The 17,758-nt window shown below is 38.6% G+C and carries 15 protein-coding genes and 5 tRNA genes; 17 read left to right on the top strand and 3 right to left on the bottom strand.

Annotated elements, in window-relative coordinates; genetic code table 11:
* The first annotated feature begins 148 nt into the window (after positions 1-148).
* On the top strand, positions 149-514 hold the full coding sequence (locus LAV82_RS04345; RefSeq protein ID WP_013059205.1) for a G protein-coupled receptor family protein: 366 nt from the start codon (positions 149-151) through the stop codon (positions 512-514).
* Positions 515-551: 37 nt separating this feature from the next.
* On the opposite strand, the gene ispG is transcribed toward LAV82_RS04345, so the two are convergent.
* Both ispG and yqfZ read right to left on the bottom strand, forming a co-directional pair.
* The gene (gene ispG / locus LAV82_RS04340) at positions 552-1,664 is read right to left on the bottom strand and encodes a flavodoxin-dependent (E)-4-hydroxy-3-methylbut-2-enyl-diphosphate synthase (protein ID WP_013059204.1); all 1,113 of its coding nucleotides are present in this window, start codon (positions 1,662-1,664) and stop codon (positions 552-554) included.
* 142 nt (positions 1,665-1,806) lie between these two features.
* A complete protein-coding gene (gene yqfZ, locus LAV82_RS04335; RefSeq protein WP_013059203.1) occupies positions 1,807-2,139 on the bottom strand; it encodes a protein YqfZ in 333 nt (110 codons plus the stop codon).
* 76 nt (positions 2,140-2,215) lie between these two features.
* Between yqfZ and LAV82_RS04330 the strand changes: the two genes are divergently transcribed.
* On the top strand, positions 2,216-3,427 hold the full coding sequence (locus LAV82_RS04330) for an MFS transporter (protein WP_499715681.1): 1,212 nt from the start codon (positions 2,216-2,218) through the stop codon (positions 3,425-3,427).
* Between the two features lie 147 nt (positions 3,428-3,574).
* Here the strand turns inward: LAV82_RS04330 and LAV82_RS04325 are convergent, their stop codons facing one another.
* Positions 3,575-4,366: a DUF1189 domain-containing protein gene (locus LAV82_RS04325; RefSeq protein ID WP_211077288.1), complete on the bottom strand. Its 792-nt coding sequence runs from the start codon at positions 4,364-4,366 to the stop codon at positions 3,575-3,577.
* Between the two features lie 347 nt (positions 4,367-4,713).
* Between LAV82_RS04325 and LAV82_RS04320 the strand changes: the two genes are divergently transcribed.
* From LAV82_RS04320 to LAV82_RS04250, 15 genes are all read left to right on the top strand, one after another.
* Positions 4,714-5,199: a DUF456 domain-containing protein gene (locus LAV82_RS04320; RefSeq protein WP_211077289.1), complete on the top strand. Its 486-nt coding sequence runs from the start codon at positions 4,714-4,716 to the stop codon at positions 5,197-5,199.
* A 62-nt stretch (positions 5,200-5,261) separates the two neighbouring features.
* Positions 5,262-5,336 (top strand) — tRNA-Asn (locus LAV82_RS04315).
* Position 5,337: 1 nt separating this feature from the next.
* A tRNA-Met gene (locus LAV82_RS04310) sits at positions 5,338-5,411 on the top strand.
* Between the two features lie 40 nt (positions 5,412-5,451).
* Positions 5,452-5,526 (top strand) — tRNA-Asn (locus LAV82_RS04305).
* A 3-nt stretch (positions 5,527-5,529) separates the two neighbouring features.
* Positions 5,530-5,606, top strand: a tRNA-Ile gene (locus LAV82_RS04300).
* An 11-nt stretch (positions 5,607-5,617) separates the two neighbouring features.
* Positions 5,618-5,710 (top strand) — tRNA-Ser (locus LAV82_RS04295).
* A gap of 197 nt (positions 5,711-5,907) precedes the next feature.
* Positions 5,908-6,516, top strand: coding sequence for a superoxide dismutase SodA (gene sodA / locus LAV82_RS04290; RefSeq protein ID WP_013059198.1), 609 nt, complete (start codon positions 5,908-5,910; stop codon positions 6,514-6,516).
* Between the two features lie 129 nt (positions 6,517-6,645).
* On the top strand, positions 6,646-7,923 hold the full coding sequence (locus LAV82_RS04285; protein WP_013059197.1) for an MFS transporter: 1,278 nt from the start codon (positions 6,646-6,648) through the stop codon (positions 7,921-7,923).
* A 161-nt stretch (positions 7,924-8,084) separates the two neighbouring features.
* Positions 8,085-10,262 carry a peptidoglycan D,D-transpeptidase FtsI family protein gene (locus LAV82_RS04280; protein WP_013059196.1) on the top strand — a complete coding sequence of 726 codons (2,178 nt, stop codon included), beginning with the start codon at positions 8,085-8,087 and terminating at the stop codon, positions 10,260-10,262.
* 143 nt (positions 10,263-10,405) lie between these two features.
* Positions 10,406-10,528 (top strand): hypothetical protein, encoded by a 123-nt coding sequence (locus tag LAV82_RS04275; protein WP_013059195.1) that lies wholly within the window; start codon positions 10,406-10,408, stop codon positions 10,526-10,528.
* A gap of 367 nt (positions 10,529-10,895) precedes the next feature.
* Positions 10,896-11,693 carry a phosphate ABC transporter ATP-binding protein PstB gene (pstB, locus tag LAV82_RS04270; protein WP_370506071.1) on the top strand — a complete coding sequence of 266 codons (798 nt, stop codon included), beginning with the start codon at positions 10,896-10,898 and terminating at the stop codon, positions 11,691-11,693.
* A 22-nt stretch (positions 11,694-11,715) separates the two neighbouring features.
* Positions 11,716-12,375: a phosphate signaling complex protein PhoU gene (gene phoU / locus LAV82_RS04265; protein ID WP_013059193.1), complete on the top strand. Its 660-nt coding sequence runs from the start codon at positions 11,716-11,718 to the stop codon at positions 12,373-12,375.
* A gap of 191 nt (positions 12,376-12,566) precedes the next feature.
* Positions 12,567-13,061 (top strand): DUF4912 domain-containing protein, encoded by a 495-nt coding sequence (locus LAV82_RS04260; protein ID WP_013059192.1) that lies wholly within the window; start codon positions 12,567-12,569, stop codon positions 13,059-13,061.
* The gene (locus tag LAV82_RS04255; RefSeq protein ID WP_499715680.1) at positions 13,054-15,372 is read left to right on the top strand and encodes a glycosyltransferase; all 2,319 of its coding nucleotides are present in this window, start codon (positions 13,054-13,056) and stop codon (positions 15,370-15,372) included. The genes LAV82_RS04260 and LAV82_RS04255 overlap by 8 nt, the downstream gene beginning before the upstream one ends.
* Positions 15,369-17,648: a sugar phosphate nucleotidyltransferase gene (locus LAV82_RS04250; RefSeq protein ID WP_499715679.1), complete on the top strand. Its 2,280-nt coding sequence runs from the start codon at positions 15,369-15,371 to the stop codon at positions 17,646-17,648. Before LAV82_RS04255 ends, LAV82_RS04250 begins: the two co-directional genes overlap by 4 nt.
* Positions 17,649-17,758 lie beyond the last annotated feature (110 nt).

Genomic DNA, 17,758 nt, shown 5'->3' with positions numbered 1-17,758 from the left:
AACGTAATGATCACTGCATGGCCTGGTGATTGCGTCTGTACCTATTTCTTGTAAGAGAGTGAGCAGCTGTATAAGATTGACACTTATAATTTTCCCTCGCATTCAGATACTATAAATGCTCCTTATTTACGAAAGCGAGGGATTAAGCATGGAGAATGAAGAACAAAGGCGTAGAAAAGATGTATATGAAGCTGATTTCATGGAAGAAACTGCAGCTGAAGTGGGCGTTCCTTACCGAGTAGGAGAGCCTCATGCAGAGCGTGAAGTTATAGATATTGATCGCAATCGCAATCATGAAGTCGCTGGACGAGGAGAAGGAACGGGATACGGTCGTTTCGCACTCGTGCTTTCGATTCTTTCACTATTCTTTTTACCAATTATTCTTGGTGCCGCTGGGATTATTCTAGGGTTTATCGCACGCAGAAAAGGAGCACTTACGCTAGGAGCATGGGCAATAGGGATCGGAGTTGTATCGATTATTGTCGGTACGTTTATATTACCGTTCTTTTCATAAAAAAAGCGAGGCGCATATGCGCCTCGCTTTTTTGGGGTTATGATTTAGCTGCAGCTTTTTCAGCTTCTTGCTTTGCATGATATTCAGCAGCAATTTTATCAATTTCTTTTTTAAGTTCCTCAACCATTGTTTCTTCAGGAACTTTGCGTACGATTTCGCCTTTGCGGAATAGTAGACCTTCACCGCGTGCTCCTGCAATCCCGATATCAGCTTCACGAGCTTCACCAGGACCGTTTACAGCGCAGCCAAGTACCGCTACTTTAATCGGTGCTTTTACAGTTGAAATATACTCTTCAACTTCATTAGCAATGCTAATTAAATCAATTTCAATACGTCCGCAAGTTGGGCAAGAAATAAGAGTTGCAGCATTGGAAGCTAAACCGAATGATTTTAGCAATTCGCGCGCAACTTTTACTTCTTCTACAGGATCCGCACTTAAAGAAATACGTAATGTATTTCCGATTCCTTTAGATAAAATAGCGCCAAGACCTGCTGCACTTTTTACAGTTCCTGCAAATAATGTACCCGATTCTGTAATTCCTAAGTGAAGAGGGTAGTCAAATGCTTGAGCAGCTTTTTCATAAGCTTCAATTGCCAAGTTAACATCCGATGCTTTCATTGACACGATGATGTCATGGAAATCAAGGTCTTCTAAAATTTTAATGTGATGAAGTGCACTTTCTACCATGCCATCTGCTGTCGGATAGCCGTATTTATCTAAAATACGTTTTTCAAGTGAACCAGCGTTAACTCCAATACGAATTGGAATATTTTTAGCTTTTGCAGCATTTACAACAGCTTCCACTTTTTCACGGCGACCTATATTACCAGGGTTGATACGGATTTTATCCGCTCCGCCTTCAATTGCTTTTAATGCTAAGCGGTAGTCAAAATGAATATCCACAACTAATGGAATGTTAATGCGTTTTTTAATTTCAGGGATTGCATCTGCTGCGCGCTCGTCTGGACAAGCAACACGAACAACTTGGCATCCTGCTTCTTCTAAACGTTTAATTTCTGCAACCGTTGCTTCAACATCATGTGTCTTAGTGGTTGTCATACTTTGAATAACTAACTCGTTGCTGCCTCCGATTGTTAAATCTCCAACTTTAACCGGGCGTGTTTTTGTACGATGTATAATTTCACTCACGTGATAATCTCTCCTTCAAAATGAAATCAAGAATTTGAATTCATTAATAGAATAACTCTTTATGAACAAAATAACTAGTAGAAAGTACTACCTTAGCTATTTTAACAATGACTATCCCATCTTGACAAGAAGAATGCTGTCATTACTTGTAAATAGGGAACTTATACGTTTTTCCAATTTGAATATCCTCAGGCGCTGTACCGTTATTTAACTTTTTGAAGTCTGTAATCATTTGGTTCATAGAAACCGGTATCGATTTTTTTGTAAGCTCCTCAATGACGGACAAAACTGTATCGCCTGGCTTAATTTTTATTTTTGTATAGGTGGAAGAAGAGCTGGCGGCTTTTGTTTCTGCAGGCTGCGCTTTGCTGACTTGAACTGCTTCAGTAGCAGTGGGAATGGTCCCGTATTTAATGTCGTAGTGACAAATATATCCGATAAAAGCGAAAGCGGCTAATGCACATAGCTTTTTCATTATGCTCCTCCTTCATTCTTTTGCTTATGTGTAAAGCCTATGCTTGTCTTACTTAAATATGATTGGAGAACGAAAATTGAAAGAAAAATTAATGATTGTTTCATTAGGCTTATTGCCTTTAATCATGGTGCTGGGAAATTCCATGCTCATTCCTCTGCTGCCAAGCATTCAAAAGTCACTTCATTTAAGCGGAGTTCAAACCATTTTGATACTGAGTGCATTTTCGATTCCAGCCGCATTGTGTATCCCTGCTGTAGGGATTTTATCAGACCGGTATGGGCGTAAAAAGTTAATCATATATTCACTCGTCATGATGATAATAGGTAGTATCATCGCTGCTAGTAGTGCTTCATTCTCTTCTGGAAGCTTTGCTGTGTTGATGGCAGGCAGAGTCATTCAAGGGATTGGAGCTGCAGGTACTACAACGTTGGCAATGGCATTAACTGGAGATGTATTTACAGGGGAAAAAAGAGCAAAAGTCCTCGGGATTTTAGAAGTGTATAACGGAGTTGGAAAAGTGGTTGCACCGATAATTGGAGCATCGGCAGCACTCGTCGTATGGTATGCCGCGTTTTTTGTCTATCCTTTAGCTGCAGGTGCTGCTTTAGTAGGTATAGTGATGTATGTGAGAGAAGGGAAAACAGGTTCGGATTCAGTATCTGTTCAAGAATATTTAAAGAAAGCCATTGGGATTGTCTATGATAAAAGAAAATCGCTTTTTCCTTTATTCTTTGTCGGGGGATTAGGGTTGTTTTTATTATTTGGCATTTTATATTACTTATCTTTTCTAATAGAGGAAACGTATCATATAGACGGTTTTTTTAAAGGAACGGCTTTTTTATTTCCTCTTGGTGCGATGACGCTCGTTTCTTACTGGACCGGTCAACGCATCAAAACAGATCTAGAGCTCATGAAAAAATTAATGATAGTAGGGATAACTCTTTTATTCCTGATGTTTGGAGTATTAACGATTATTTATACGCTTCCTGTGCTGATGTTTTGTTTGACAGTCGCCTTTGGCGGCTTAGGATTTGTTCTTCCGTGTATTAATATGATGATTACTTCAGCGGCTTCAGACGAAGAAAGAGGGTTTATTGTATCCATTTATGGAACGGTGAGATTTTTAGGAGTAGCGTTGGGACCTGTTGTTTTTGAAGTGTGGATGCATGCTGAAAGGCTGATGTTTGTTTATAGCTTTATTCTGCTCACAGCAGGAGGTTTGTGGGTTTTGTATCAGTTGAAAATTCTTTCTTCTGCAATGGGAAGAAGAAAAGTTGTACCGAAATAAAGAGGCTGAGACTTAACTAAATCACTCCAACCACCACCTAGAAGCAACCGCATACATGAAACCTGCTTTCACCATATCAATAAAAAAATCCGAACGAGTTGGATTCTCTATCAAGAATCTAGATTCCTCGTTTGGATTTTCCTTCAACTAAAATACGTTTGTCCCAGCATCTTTATTAGGTTTTACCTTTTTTCTTATAGGAACCCTTGTGACGAGCAACAAGTAAATGAAGAATGTTCCTATCCAGTAAAGAGAGCTATGTAGTGCTAGAGACAAAGAAAAAGCTTCAAAAAGCGTATAAAGCAGCGTGAAGGCTACCGTACTATAAGCGCTCAGTGCCCATAGCTGCTTGAAAGGAAGCTGCTTTTTAGTAATGAGTCCAATCAGTTTTCCAAGATAAGCAAGGCAGGTAATAGAAAGGAAGTTTAGTCCAGATGTTAATACGTACAGTAAAAGCATAGCGATAGGGACAAGTATGTATAAAGAAAATTTTTGTTCGTGCAGCAAGTTTAGCAGTTCATTTTTATCTTTATGATGCCAGTTTAGCAACTCATATGAATACGTTTGTGTTTGTGAATTAGTCGTGATGTAAATTCCATCCTTTAAAAAACCAATTGCATGAGCAGGGGAATGAAACCGTTCAATAGACTGTGAGGGGTTTAAGATAAAAGCGGTACCGTTTGCTTTTTTTGTGAAAGGTTGACTTGACGTAAGCCGTGAGTTTGAAATAGAAAAAGAAGGAACAGATTTCGGAAGATCTGTAGTAGCGATATGATAGCCGTTTACAATCGTCAAAGTCATAAAGAAAAATGTAGGCAGCAAAGAAATAAATGTTAAAAACAGCACAAAGCCAATTGTTTTATTCGTATGCTCAAAGCGAAGCGACCTTATTTTTTTGAAGGAAGTAAAACCCCATGCCATCTTTTTCAGCATGCTCATTGTAAAGCCTCCTCTTATTGAAGATTCTGATTATACCTTATTTTATAGCGAAAATTTAAGGTTTACAATAGATTTTAGAAACCGTTACCAATTACAATGATGCGGTGGAGCGTTTTGTCACAAGCACATCTTATGCGTATATGTACAGGTTTTGCCGTTATTGTTTTTGGGGATATTACGGGCAGCTTGAGGACCGTGCTGTTAATATTGCAGAGGTACACTCGAAAATCATTATTTGAAGAGGTATTCGAAAGTAAAATAAAGGAAGGACTCGTCGTGCAAGGTCTTTCTTTATAGGAGTGATTATTGTATGATAAATAGTAATAATAAAAAGGATAGGTGCGGGCATGGCTATTTTATGTTGGGCATTAATTATCATTAGCTTTGTTGTATCGTTTGTTGGGTTGGTTTATCCCATCATCCCAAGCGTGCTATTTGTAGCTCTAGGATTTGTTATATACGGTTTATTTTATGATTTTAGCTCCTATAGCTGGTTATTTTGGGTGATACAAGGATTGTTAGTTGTCGCACTTTTTTTAGCAGACTATATAGCTAATATTATTGGTGTGAAAAAATTCGGAGGCACTAAAGCAGGTGTTTGGGGAAGTACAGTTGGGCTGCTTGTGGGTCCGTTTGTTATTCCGGGATTTGGAATTATTTTAGGGCCGTTTATCGGAGCGATTGTAGGAGAACTGATTGTTCATCGGACCACAATTAGCAACGCAGTAAAAATTGGAGTAGGTTCGGTTATTGGCTTTTTTAGTGGCGCTATTTCAAAAGGATTTATTCAACTGGTGATGATTGCCTATTTTTTATACGCTGTTTTAAAATAATCTATTGACTTTAGGCTAGAAACATGTTAAATTTTTAATGTCGCTAGTAAATGTTATATTGTTCCACAGTAGCTCAGTGGTAGAGCTATCGGCTGTTAACCGATCGGTCGTAGGTTCGAGTCCTACCTGTGGAGCCATGGCGGTGTAGCTCAGCTGGCTAGAGCGTACGGTTCATACCCGTGAGGTCGGGGGTTCGATCCCCTCCGCCGCTATTTTCCAATTTGCGTTTGTGACATACATAATTCATATTGTTCCACAGTAGCTCAGTGGTAGAGCTATCGGCTGTTAACCGATCGGTCGTAGGTTCGAGTCCTACCTGTGGAGCCATGTGGACCCTTAGCTCAGCTGGTTAGAGCAGACGGCTCATAACCGTCCGGTCGCAGGTTCGAGTCCTGCAGGGTCCACCATTTATAGGGTTGGAGGAATACCCAAGTCCGGCTGAAGGGATCGGTCTTGAAAACCGACAGGGGTGTTAAAACCCGCGGGGGTTCGAATCCCTCTTCCTCCGCCATACTATTGTCTATTCAAAGCTTCTTTTGAGAAAAAGAAGCTTTTTTTATGTTTAAAAGAATAGCGAATGGGAATTAGGTAAATATAAATCATGGATTAGGAACTTTTTATTTGAAACAGTAGGGTAAATTTGCTAATCTAAACGTATATGGTGCTTTTGCGCCAAAATGCTTACATATTTTGAAGGAGGAATTATTCATGGCTTACAAATTACCAGAACTACCTTATGCATACGATGCACTGGAACCACATATCGACAAAGAAACAATGAATATTCACCACACAAAACATCACAACACATATGTTACAAATCTAAACGCTGCTGTTGAAGGCAAAGCGGATTTAGAAAGCAAAAGTATTGAAGAGTTAATTTCAAACTTAGATGCTGTTCCTGAAGATATCCGTACAGCAGTACGCAATAACGGTGGCGGTCATGCGAACCACTCATTATTTTGGACAATCCTTTGCCCTAACGGCGGCGGTGCTCCAACTGGTGAATTAGCAGACGCTATCGCTAGCAAATTCGGCAGCTTTGATCAATTCAAAGAAGAATTTGCAAATGCAGCTAAAACTCGCTTCGGTTCTGGCTGGGCTTGGTTAGTTGTAAACAACGGCGAATTAGAAGTAACAAGCACACCAAACCAAGATAGCCCATTAATGGAAGGCAAAACGCCAATTCTTGGTCTAGACGTTTGGGAGCACGCTTACTACTTAAATTACCAAAACCGCCGTCCAGATTACATTTCAGCATTCTTTAATGTTGTAAAATGGGACGAAGTTGCTAAGCGTTACGACGCTGCAAAATAAGCTGAAGACGTATTTAAGAGCCAGTAAAGTAATTATTACCTTTACTGGCTTTTTTGTTTTCCAATTCTTTTACATATCTCCTTTTCTTTTTCACACACTAGGTGTAGAAGAGAAAAGGAGTTTTTTGATATGCCTTTATTAAAAAAAGTAGTTGGAGATGTAGAAGTTAGTAAAGATTTACTTTTGCTTTTAATTATAGGCGGTCTTTATGCCTTGGCTATTTCAATTTCCAATTCGTTTGTTAACATTTATCTGTGGAAACAATCAGGCGAATTTTCGGATCTCGCTATTTATAATTTAGCGGTAGTGGTTCTTCAGCCGCTTACGTTTATTTTAGCAGGTAAATGGGCCAAACGAATTGACCGGGTTGTGGTTTTAAGGTTAGGTGTATCTTTTTTAGCTGTTTTTTATATCGCTGTATTAGTCAGTGGAGCTAACGCAGCCGAGTATTTAGTATTGCTTGGTGGACTGCTGGGTATAGGATACGGCTTTTATTGGCTAGCTTTTAATGTGCTAACTTTTGAAATTACAGAACCTGATACAAGAGACTTTTTCAACGGATTTTTAGGAATCTTAAACTCTTTTGCAGGGATGATTGGTCCTTTAGGAGCGGGCTTTGTTATTTCCGCTTTGTATGAATCACTTGGGTATAAAATTGTGTTTGGTGTATCGCTGCTATTGTTTATCGGTGCCGTTGTGCTTAGTTTTTTTATTACAAGACGCGCAGCGGAAGGAGTATACAAATTTAAAGAAGTATGGGCTGAACGAAAAGTTAATAAAGACTGGAATCGAATATTGCAGGCTCATTTCTTTCAAGGGTTGCGTGAAGGTACGTTCATTTTTGTTGTATCCGTCATGGTATTTATTACGACGGGAAGTGAATTAGCTTTAGGAACATATGGACTGGTGAATTCAGCGGTTGCGTTTGTAGGATACTATGTTGCCTCAAGGTTTATTAAGCAAAAAAATCGCCTTCGGTTTATCTTCACAGGAGGCCTCCTTCTCTATGGAGCAGTCTTTTTGCTTATCTTTAACTTATCGTATCCAAAGTTAATTATATATGCTGTTTGTATTGCCATTGCCTATCCTATTTTGTTGGTTCCATTCATTTCTCTAACATACGATGTGATTGGACGAGCGAAAGACGTTGTTTCAAAAAGAATTGAATACATTGTTGTCAGAGAAGTATTTCTGAATATTGGGCGCGTCGTTTCCATATCTTTGTTTTTAATAGCTGTACTATTTTTTGATGAAGCAAAAAGTATCCCCATTTTATTAGCTATTGTTGGAGCAGGGCATACGATCATTTATTTTTGTGTGAGACATATCTCACAGCCTCTGCACAAAAAAGAAACGACTGTTACTCCTCCGGTATTAAATGAAGGAGACGGAGAGTCTCCAGCTTAGAGTGTTGTCAGCTCCTTCATTTGTACTATGGAAAATGCTTCGCTTTTCTTTTAGAATAAATACGTTGTGTAAATAGGCACCTGCCAGGTGTCTATTTATTTGCTAAATGTCTGATTTTATGGTGTTATGGTATATATGTTTTATAAAGTGTAGGTGTTGGTATGAAAAAGAAAAAAAGAAGAAAAAGTCACGTGCCTTTTCGTGTGAACTTACTTTTCTTGACCGTATTTGCCCTATTTTCCGTATTAATTTTGCGGTTGGGACTTGTTCAAATTGTGTACGGTGAGAATTACGAACGAGAAGTCGAAAAAACACAGGACGTTACGGTCAGTACGCCTGTTCCTCGAGGGAAAATGTACGATCGTTATAACCGCGTAATTGTAGATAATACCTCTTTAAATACGATTACATATACTCGTTTTCAAGGAAATACAGCTGAAGAAAGGCTGCGCATCGCTAAAAAGTTAGCCACTATGATCGATGTTCCTTACACCACAAATGTGATTGATATTCCAGAAAATAAAAAGAATAAAGATGCTAAAAATGTGGTAAAAATTACAGAACGCGATATGAAGGATTATTGGATTATGCTTCACCCTAAAGAAGCGGAACAGAAAATTACGCAAGCTGATCGCAAAAAAGTTCAAGATGGTGAAATGACTGATGACGAACTGTATCAACATCAGTTAGACCGCATCTCTAAAAAAGATTTAGAAAGTCTAAAGAGTGATTTAGAAGTTCTCGCTATTAAGCGCCAAATGGAGGCAGGTTACTCTAACACCCCGCAAATTGTTAAGAGCGGTGTGACAAATGAAGAGTATGCCGTTGTAAGTGAGCACTTAGATGAACTTCCAGGTGTTGATACAACAACGTATTGGGATCGCTCATACCCAGAAAACAGTACTCTCCGTACTTTGCTTGGAAATGTATCATCTGCCAACGAAGGACTGCCCAAAGATAAAGTACAGTATTACTTGTCAAGAGGCTATAGCCGAAATGACCAAGTTGGGACGAGCTATTTAGAGAAGCAATACGAAGCCCAGCTCAGCGGTCAAAAAGAAAAAGTTCAATATGTAACAGATAAAAAAGGAAATCTCCTTGATACAATTCAAGTGTCTAAAGGTGAACGCGGCAGTGATTTGGTTTTAACTATTGATATGGAGCTTCAAAAAGCAGTAGAAAAACAAATTACGGACCAGCTTTTAGCCAAAAAGCAAATGAAAGGAACGCAATTTTTAGACCGTGCTTTTGTTATTATGATGGATCCTCACACAGGAGAAATTTTAACAATGGCAGGTAAAAAATACACCATTGATAAGAAGACTGGAGCGCCTAAAATAGAAGATTTTGCATTGGGGAATATTTCAACATCTTATACAATGGGCTCTGTTGTAAAAGGAGCAACGGTTTTAGCCGGCTTAGATTCAGGAGCTATTAAGCCAAACACAGTGTTCGTTGATGAACCGTTAAAAATTAAAGGAACACCGGTTAAAAAATCAGCTGAGGCTGAAGGGCTAGGACCCTTAACGTATTCATCTGCGTTAAAATATTCATCCAACGTATTTATGTTTAAAACGGTAATGGCTATGGCTGGGTTACAGTATCATAAAAACATGACTTTGCCGATTAAACCTGATACATTCAGCGAACTGCGTTCTTACTACAGTCAGTTCGGCTTAGGCGTATCAACAGGCATAGACCTTGATAACGAATCAACAGGTGTCCAAGGTGGAAGCGATGTTCCAGGTACGGCGCTTGATTTAGGAATTGGTCAGTATGATACGTACACGCCGCTGCAGCTTGTTCAATATACTTCTGCAATAGCTAATGGAGGGTATCGCATTAAGCCGCAGCTAGTAAAAGAAATCCGAAAACCAACGATTAAAACCGATGAAATTGGCGGTACGCAGCATTCATTTGAGCCTGATGTGTTAAATCGTATCACGATGAAAGAAGAATACATTAAAGATGTTCAAAGTGGCTTTAAGCGCGTTACGCAAGAACAAGGCGGTACAGGGTATGCAGCTTTCCATACAGCGAACTATAATCCTGCTGGTAAATCAGGAACGGCACAAGCCTATGAGAAAAACCCAAGCGGAGGGGACCCTATTAAAGTTAATAATTCAAACTTTGTGGCCTTTGCTCCGGCAAATAATCCTGAAATTGCAGTAGCTGTGGTGGTACCATCGGCATTTGTGCCAAGTGCACCAAATACCATTACAAAAGAGCTTGCTCGTTCTGCGCTCGATACGTATTTTGATTTAAAGAAAAAAGGTGAACAAGAAGTAAAAGACCAAGAAGAGAATCAACAGGCTGTCATTGCAAACGACGCCAATTAAAGAGGCTGGAACAAAAACATATTAATTGAAGTTAAGATCCGAACAAAGTTGGTTAAGAATCAACTTTGTTCGGATTTTTTATTTGTAGGGTGAACGTAGATTTCGTGTATGTAGGTGCTTTTAGCAGTTGATTGGAGGGCAAGGTGAAGACTCCTGCAGGAAAAGCGAAGCGACGAGGAGACTCACCGGCCGTCCGTGGAAAGCGAAGTCTTGCACGAAAATCAACAGTGGTGTCGGAAGTAATTCATACTGGCTTATTTATCTAATTTATCCATCTTTAGATTGAATTGATTTAGTTATGTCTCTACCTCTTCTTTTTTTGTTAAAAATCTTTACACATATGGTTTTTTATTGAATTTAAGGGTCGTAAGAACTAGTTTTTTACCTAAAAAACACGCAGATAGACCTTCGTTTACAAAAGCTTTACATTGAGTTAAAACACAATTAATAGTCGGCTATTATTCTGTAAGTGTAAGGATTAATAGAAATGATCAAAATAAGGGGAAGCGTTTCGGCTTCTCGTATTTATTTACACTGATAGTAAACAATAGATATTAAATAGACATAGAGAGATTTTTATTGTGCTCAAAACGGTTAAAGACGATGAAGGAGGATTATCCAATGGCAATAACAATGGAATTGACTAACAAAGAAAAAGTAAATACTCCGCAAACAAAAGAAATTGTATATAAAACAAAAGGTTTGAATTTATGGTATGGCAACACACATGCCTTAAAAAATATTGATTTAGACATTCATGCTAACGAAGTTACCGCGATCATCGGTCCATCAGGCTGCGGAAAATCAACATATATTAAAACGTTAAATCGTATGGTAGAAATGACTCCAATTGTCCGTACATCAGGTGAGATTGAGTATAGAGGGAAAAATATTTTTGATAAATCGTACCACGTGGAAGAGCTGCGCACGCAAGTAGGAATGGTTTTCCAAAAGCCAAATCCGTTCCCGAAATCTATTTATGATAATATTGCGTACGGTCCAAGAATTCATGGCGTTCGCAACAAGAAAAAACTAGATGAAATTGTTGAAAAAAGTTTACGAGGAGCAGCTATTTGGGACGAAGTTAAAGATCGTTTGAATCAAAATGCAAATGGGTTGTCAGGTGGACAACAGCAGCGTATCTGTATTGCGCGCTGCTTGGCAATTGAACCTGACGTTATTTTAATGGATGAGCCTACTTCTGCGCTCGATCCAATTTCAACATTAAAAGTAGAAGAGTTAGTACAAGAATTAAAGAAAGACTTCAGCATTATTATTGTTACCCACAATATGCAGCAAGCGGCACGTATTTCAGATAAAACAGCATTTTTCTTAAATGGAGAAGTGGTAGAGTACGCAGAAACAGATAAAATCTTCTCAATGCCATCTGATAAACGCACAGAAGATTATATTACAGGTCGTTTCGGTTAAGACATACAAGGAGATGGGATGAGTGGTTGTACGCGAAAAGTTTCATGGTGATTTAAAGATATTACGTGAAAAATTATTAGAAATAGGGCGCTTAACGCATGAGGCGCTATCAAAATCAATTGAAGCGTTGCAAACAAGCAACGTTGAGCTGGCGCTAGAAATTATCGACGGCGATTCATACGTGGATGACTTAGAAGAAGAAATTAATGACCTAGCTATCTTACTGATCGCAAAGCAGCAGCCGGTGGCTATCGATTTAAGACGTATCATTGTGGCAATTAAAATTGCTTCGGATGTTGAGCGTATGGCAGATTTTGCGGTTAACGTAGCAAAATCAGCTATACGAATTGGAAACGAAGAATTAATTAAGCCGTTAGAACACGTAAAGAAAATGCACGATATTTCGATTGAAATGTTGAGCCTTTCGTTAAAAGCTTATCACGAGGAAGATCTTGTGCTGGCTAAAAAAGTAGCGGAAATGGACGATCAAGTGGATGAACTTTACGGAATAACAATCAAAGAACTTTTAAGTCTTGCTAAAGAAAAGCAGGAGGCTATGAACCAAATTACGCAGCTTTTATTTGTAGCCCGCTATTTAGAGCGTATGGCTGATCATACCACTAACGTAGCAGAAAGCGTATTTTACCTTGTAAAAGGCAAACGCTACGACTTAAACGAATAGTAGAAAAACCTCTTCTAATAAGCGAAGAGGTTTTTTTGTTAGTAAATTATAATTACTATGTTAACCTGAATTTTTAACACAAATCGACAAATTGCGTTTATTGTGGCAACTTTTTCTGAATGGTAAGATGTTAATAAGTTTACGGCATTTATATGTAGAAAAAACATTCTAAGAAACGAAGTGATAAAACAGTGGCTGCTAATCTTATTCAAAACTTAAATGTGTGTATAGCTACTCAGCTTGACTCATCTCGTATTTATGTTCACTGGTCGTTTTCTGAGCATATTCGAGAGATGGTAGAAAGTATGTTTTCGACACGGTGGGAAGAATTGAATCTAGCTATGTGTACGTATGATATAACAGGTCTTCATTTTAACGGCCATGAATCAAACCGCTATTATATGAAGGGTCTTACTCCTAAGCAAGACTTCATGTTTATGAACAGCTTGGAAAGTGAGCGCACGTATGTAATAGATATTGGTATTCAAGATAAAGAAGGAAGTTTTTTTTCCCTTCTTCGTTCGAATCCAGTTTATTTGATGAAAGAACAACATGAACAAGTGAATGTAACTTCGTTAGGCTGGATGTACGAACCTGTAAAAGTTCACCAGGGTGTTCAAAATGAATTTAGCACATATTCCTTATATTCAAATGACTTGGAGCAGGTGAAGAAGCAATATGAATAGTGATGACTGTATTCTTTTAACTTATATGCATTGTCCGTTGCTACATGTACTTCAAACAGAGAGTGAGTATCCGCTGTTTGAACAAGTAACGAACGAGTTCATCCCTTTTTTAGATCAAATTGAGTCTAAGAAATTGATAGGTGCAACAGCTGTGATGTCTTGTGTGTTGTTGAACGCATTAAACGACGAGGAGTTTAACCCTCGTTACGCTCAATATTTACACCAGTTTTCAAGCCGGCAGCATCAGAGAGCACTCACTTTTTTAAAAAAGTGGAACGGGAGCTTGTTCTCAGCCTGCAAATATTTCTTTCAGCATGACATGATGGAATGTATTCCTACTACCGTAACGAACGCGTTCGTTTCCACCCTTAAAACCGAACAAACATTAAATCTCCAAATTACAGAAGCAATACGTGTTTTTCAACAGTTTTTTGAAAAAAAGCCCGTCGGTTTTTTTATACAGCAAGGAGAGTATACTCATCAAGTAGATATGCTCCTAAAATCTCATGAAATGCGCTATACCTTTGTGAAGTCATCAACAGATGAACTAAAAAAGTCGCCTGCTGGCATTATCTTGTTTCCATATCCTAAGCAAGGAAAACAAGTTGAGGAAGGAACAATGAATAAAGCGAGCGCTGTTTTGGATTTGAAGGCTAAGGACACGCTTGGCTTTCAGCGAATGCAAGCAGCAAGCGGTACATTTCAATATCCTTTAGATTACGCGAGGGATATAGAGTTTCATCAAAACGAAACTCTTGCACTCTACGGTGCAACAAAAAGCGCTGAATTTGTCAGTGAGAACAATCAATTGTTTATTTCAACCGTACAGAAGTCAGAGGCGATGCTAGATGTTATCGATTCTAAACATCCTAGCGTGGTGAATGCTATCTACCGACAGTGGCTCCTTTTAAGTAGCAGCGATTGGATTTATAATTTTGAAAAAGTCAGAGATGAATACGAAAGGCAAGTAAAACTATTTGATTTTCTTTGTCACGAAGAGAATCCAAGGATGGATAGCGAAAACAGTTTTCTTTCAGGAAGTTCTTTTTTATACCCTACAAAAGAGATAGAGCCGGCGGCTTTATCAGTAAATCAATATAAAGGCGGTCTCTCCATTTTAATGCTTGCATGGGAATTCCCTCCTCTAGTTATCGGAGGACTTGCACGACATGTATTTGATTTATCCAGAGCGTTAGCAAAGGCGGGCCATCATGTTAGTGTATTAACAACGTATGTAGAGGGGCTGCCGGAATATGAGCGTTTATACGGTGTTCACGTTTACCGAGTTAAAAGCCTGCAGCCTCATCATCCGGATTTTTTGACATGGGTAAACAGTTTGAACGTGGCTATGGCTCTTAGAGGACTGCAGTTAGGCTACAAGCTGTCTTTTGACGTTATTCATGCTCATGACTGGCTTGTTGCATCCGCTGCAAAATGTTTAGCAGATAAAACGGATAGACCGCTAATTACGACCATTCATGCAACAGAACATGGGCGCAATAATGGTATTCATAATGACATGCAGCAGAAAATTCACTTGCAGGAAGAGGAGCTGATTCGACAATCAAGCTCAATCATTGTCTGCAGCGACTATATGAAGAAAGAATTAATCACTTTATTTCACGTAGAGCAAGATAAAATTGCTATATTTCCAAATGGAATTGACAAGCAGCTGGTAGTCGACGCAGTAAATGAGCGGTTAAAAGAAAGTTTACAAAAGAAATATAATTTTAGAAAGGCCCCTATTATTTTTTCAATTGGACGAATTGTATATGAAAAAGGATTTCAGCTATTTATTGAAGCAGCGGAACTATTTAAGAAAAAACAAATAGATGTTCAATTCGTTGTAGCAGGAAAAGGGCCTTTACTTCATGAGTTTCGAACACAGGTAAGTGAAAAGCAACTAGACAAATACGTGTATTTTATTGGATACATTACCGATAACGAACGAAATCAGCTTCTTCAAGCTTGCAAAATGGTTGTTTTTCCAAGTTTATATGAACCTTTTGGAATTGTGGCTTTAGAGGGGATGGTAGCCAAGAAGCCAACTATCGTTGCCGATACAGGAGGTCTAAGCGATATTGTTTCACATTTCGACACGGGCCTGACGTTTGCCCGAGGAGATACGCTCGAATTAATCAACTGTATTGAATTTTTGTTAAAAAATGAAAAAACGGCTGCAAAAATCAGCGAAAATGGGTATAGAAAAGCAACAACTATGTTTAGCTGGGAAAAAATCGCTATTGATACAAGTAAGCTGTTTCAACATCACATTTGCCAGGATAAAAAAAGGAGGGAGGCAAAAAATTGAAAGCCATTATACTTGCTGGCGGTAAAGGAACAAGACTGCAGCCCTTGACCTATACGATTCCAAAGCCTATGCTGCCGCTTTACGATAAACCTGTGATGGAATATAGCATCGAACTGCTTAAGAAACATGGAATTACAGAGATTGGGATTACGCTGCAGTATAGGCATGAACAAATTATTGAATACTTTGGGGATGGCTCTCAGTGGGGAGTGACGCTTACTTATTTTATCGAAAAAGAGCCTCTTGGAACAGCGGGCGGAATTAAGCGAGCAGAGGCCTTTATTGAGGAAGACTGTATTATTATTAGTGGAGATGCCTTAACAGAAATTAATCTTCAAGACGTTATTCATTTTCATTATGAACAAAAAAGCGAAATGACCATTGTTACAAAAGAAGTAAACGACGTGCGGGGTTATGGAGTGGTGACGATAGATGAAGGGCATCGAGTCGCGGGATTTGTAGAGAAACCGACCTACGAACAGGCCAATAGCCGATTGATTAATACGGGAGTGTATGTGATCAAAAAATCCGTTCTTGATTACGTGAATTCTTATGGTCCTACAGATTTTAGCTTTGACATTATCCCGCTTCTTTTGGAATATAATCATACTGTATGCAGTTTTGTAACGGAAGATTATTGGATTGATATTGGGCAAATCCACCATTATCGTCAAGCACACTATGATTTGTGGAGGAAGTGGTTTGGCAATAGACAGGAAAGTATTGTCTCAGATGACGCGCTTATAGAAGAAGGGGTGACTATTTACGATCCGGTTTACGTAGGAGAAAATGTGGTGATTAGAAAAGGTGCTTCAATTGGTCCTTACACGATTATCGGCACCAATAGTATCATAGAAGCACATGCTGCAATCGATAAAACGATTTTGCTTCAAAACGTAACGGTGGGGGCAGAATCGTTTTTATACAACGCTACGATAGGTCCCTATGTAAATGTTCAAGCAATGACTACGTATGTCCAAGATACAGTAGCTGAAAATCAAGTGCTACCTCAACTTTCTGTAAAACCGGATGTTTCTATCTTCAAAAACGGTCGCCTGTATGTACATTCATCTGTTGATCGAGAAAGACTATACAATGCGTTATTACTTGTATGCAAACACCAAGGGTCGTTCTGTCTAGCAAGCGATGATGAAGGAGAAGCCATTCAACTTCGCAAAGAATGCTTTTCTTTTTTACGGAGTAATCATTCAGCTGTGTATGATATTAAAAAAGAAGCTCTTCCGGTATTTCGATATTACATGATGACTTCACAAGCGAGCATTGGTATTTATATTGGTGTGGATAGCAAAAACAGCGGCCTCTTTTTAGAAATATATGATAAGAAAGGGCAATTAGTTAATCAGCTTATTGAAAAAAAGATTGAGCGGATGTACCTTCAAGCTAAAAAAGCAAACATAACAACTTCTGTTTCACTTAAAGAAACAAGCATAGGAAATATCAGGGAAGAATATTGCGATGCTTTAGTAAAATCAATTAATCAGCATATTTTATTAGAAGACAGTACGAGGATTGGCGTGATTTGTTCGCCGTTTATACAGGAAGTTGTCGAATTATTATGTAAGCGTCTTCGTGTCCACGTTTTATTTTTAAACAAATGGGAGAAAACAGAAGAAATCAAACGAATAATTAAACGAAATAAGCTGTCTTTTTGTATTCAGATTAAAGAAGATGGAGAAACATTTGCTCTATATGATGAAAAAGGCTGCAGCGTAAATGACTCAGAAATTATGTCGCTTTATATTTATAGCGTATACATGACAAAAAAAGTAGCATTCGTTCCTATTCCTATACACTATTCATCCACACTAGAAACATTTGCTCAATCTCTCAATCAATCATTTATGAGGACAAAAGCAAAAAAACGTGATTTGCTTAGTCTTTTGGGGCCCGTTCAATTTCAGTTAGATGCCATGTACGCTTTATGTCAGCTGATCGAATTAATTATGGTGCAACAGCGGAAAATTTCTGAAATGATTCAATATGTCCCGCACGCTTATATGAACTGGCGGTATATTTCATGTCCGCTAGAAATTCAAGAACAAGTGATGAAGAAACTATTAGAAGAAGCAATCGGTAAACAAGTGTATGTCATTGATGGCTTAAAGATTTACCATGATCCCCATGAATGGACGCTTATTTTGCCCGATGGTCACTTGCCTGTATTAAATATTTATTCAGAGGCGTTAAACACTCAGACTGCCAAGAAGCTGTCGGCATATTTTGTAGAAAAAATACAAGAGTATCAAAGAGTGTAAATAATGGCTTTTATTTAAAAGAAAGGAAGTACCCCTCTCATAAAAAGAGTTCCGCTTATTTCAAGAAACTTCATCTATATATAAGGCGTAGCAGAGAAGGAGCTCAGGGC

Source organism: Bacillus sp. ILBB4 (assembly GCF_035064545.1).
In the GTDB taxonomy this organism is placed as follows: Bacteria; Bacillota; Bacilli; order Bacillales; family Bacillaceae_H; genus Priestia.
Note: the sequence above shows the minus strand (reverse complement) of the source record. Positions and strands in the feature narration are given on the sequence as shown.

What these genes read in the sequence shown, in the direction of transcription:
- pstB (WP_370506071.1), top strand. Translation starts at nt 10,896, where the DNA reads ATGGAATTGACTAACAAAGAAAAAGTAAATACTCCGCAAACAAAAGAA.
- LAV82_RS04325 (WP_211077288.1), bottom strand. Translation starts at nt 4,366, where the DNA reads ATGAGCATGCTGAAAAAGATGGCATGGGGTTTTACTTCCTTCAAAAAA.
- sodA (WP_013059198.1), top strand. Translation starts at nt 5,908, where the DNA reads ATGGCTTACAAATTACCAGAACTACCTTATGCATACGATGCACTGGAA.
- LAV82_RS04280 (WP_013059196.1), top strand. Translation starts at nt 8,085, where the DNA reads ATGAAAAAGAAAAAAAGAAGAAAAAGTCACGTGCCTTTTCGTGTGAAC.
- yqfZ (WP_013059203.1), bottom strand. Translation starts at nt 2,139, where the DNA reads ATGAAAAAGCTATGTGCATTAGCCGCTTTCGCTTTTATCGGATATATT.
- LAV82_RS04285 (WP_013059197.1), top strand. Translation starts at nt 6,646, where the DNA reads ATGCCTTTATTAAAAAAAGTAGTTGGAGATGTAGAAGTTAGTAAAGAT.
- LAV82_RS04345 (WP_013059205.1), top strand. Translation starts at nt 149, where the DNA reads ATGGAGAATGAAGAACAAAGGCGTAGAAAAGATGTATATGAAGCTGAT.
- LAV82_RS04320 (WP_211077289.1), top strand. Translation starts at nt 4,714, where the DNA reads ATGGCTATTTTATGTTGGGCATTAATTATCATTAGCTTTGTTGTATCG.
- LAV82_RS04255 (WP_499715680.1), top strand. Translation starts at nt 13,054, where the DNA reads ATGAATAGTGATGACTGTATTCTTTTAACTTATATGCATTGTCCGTTG.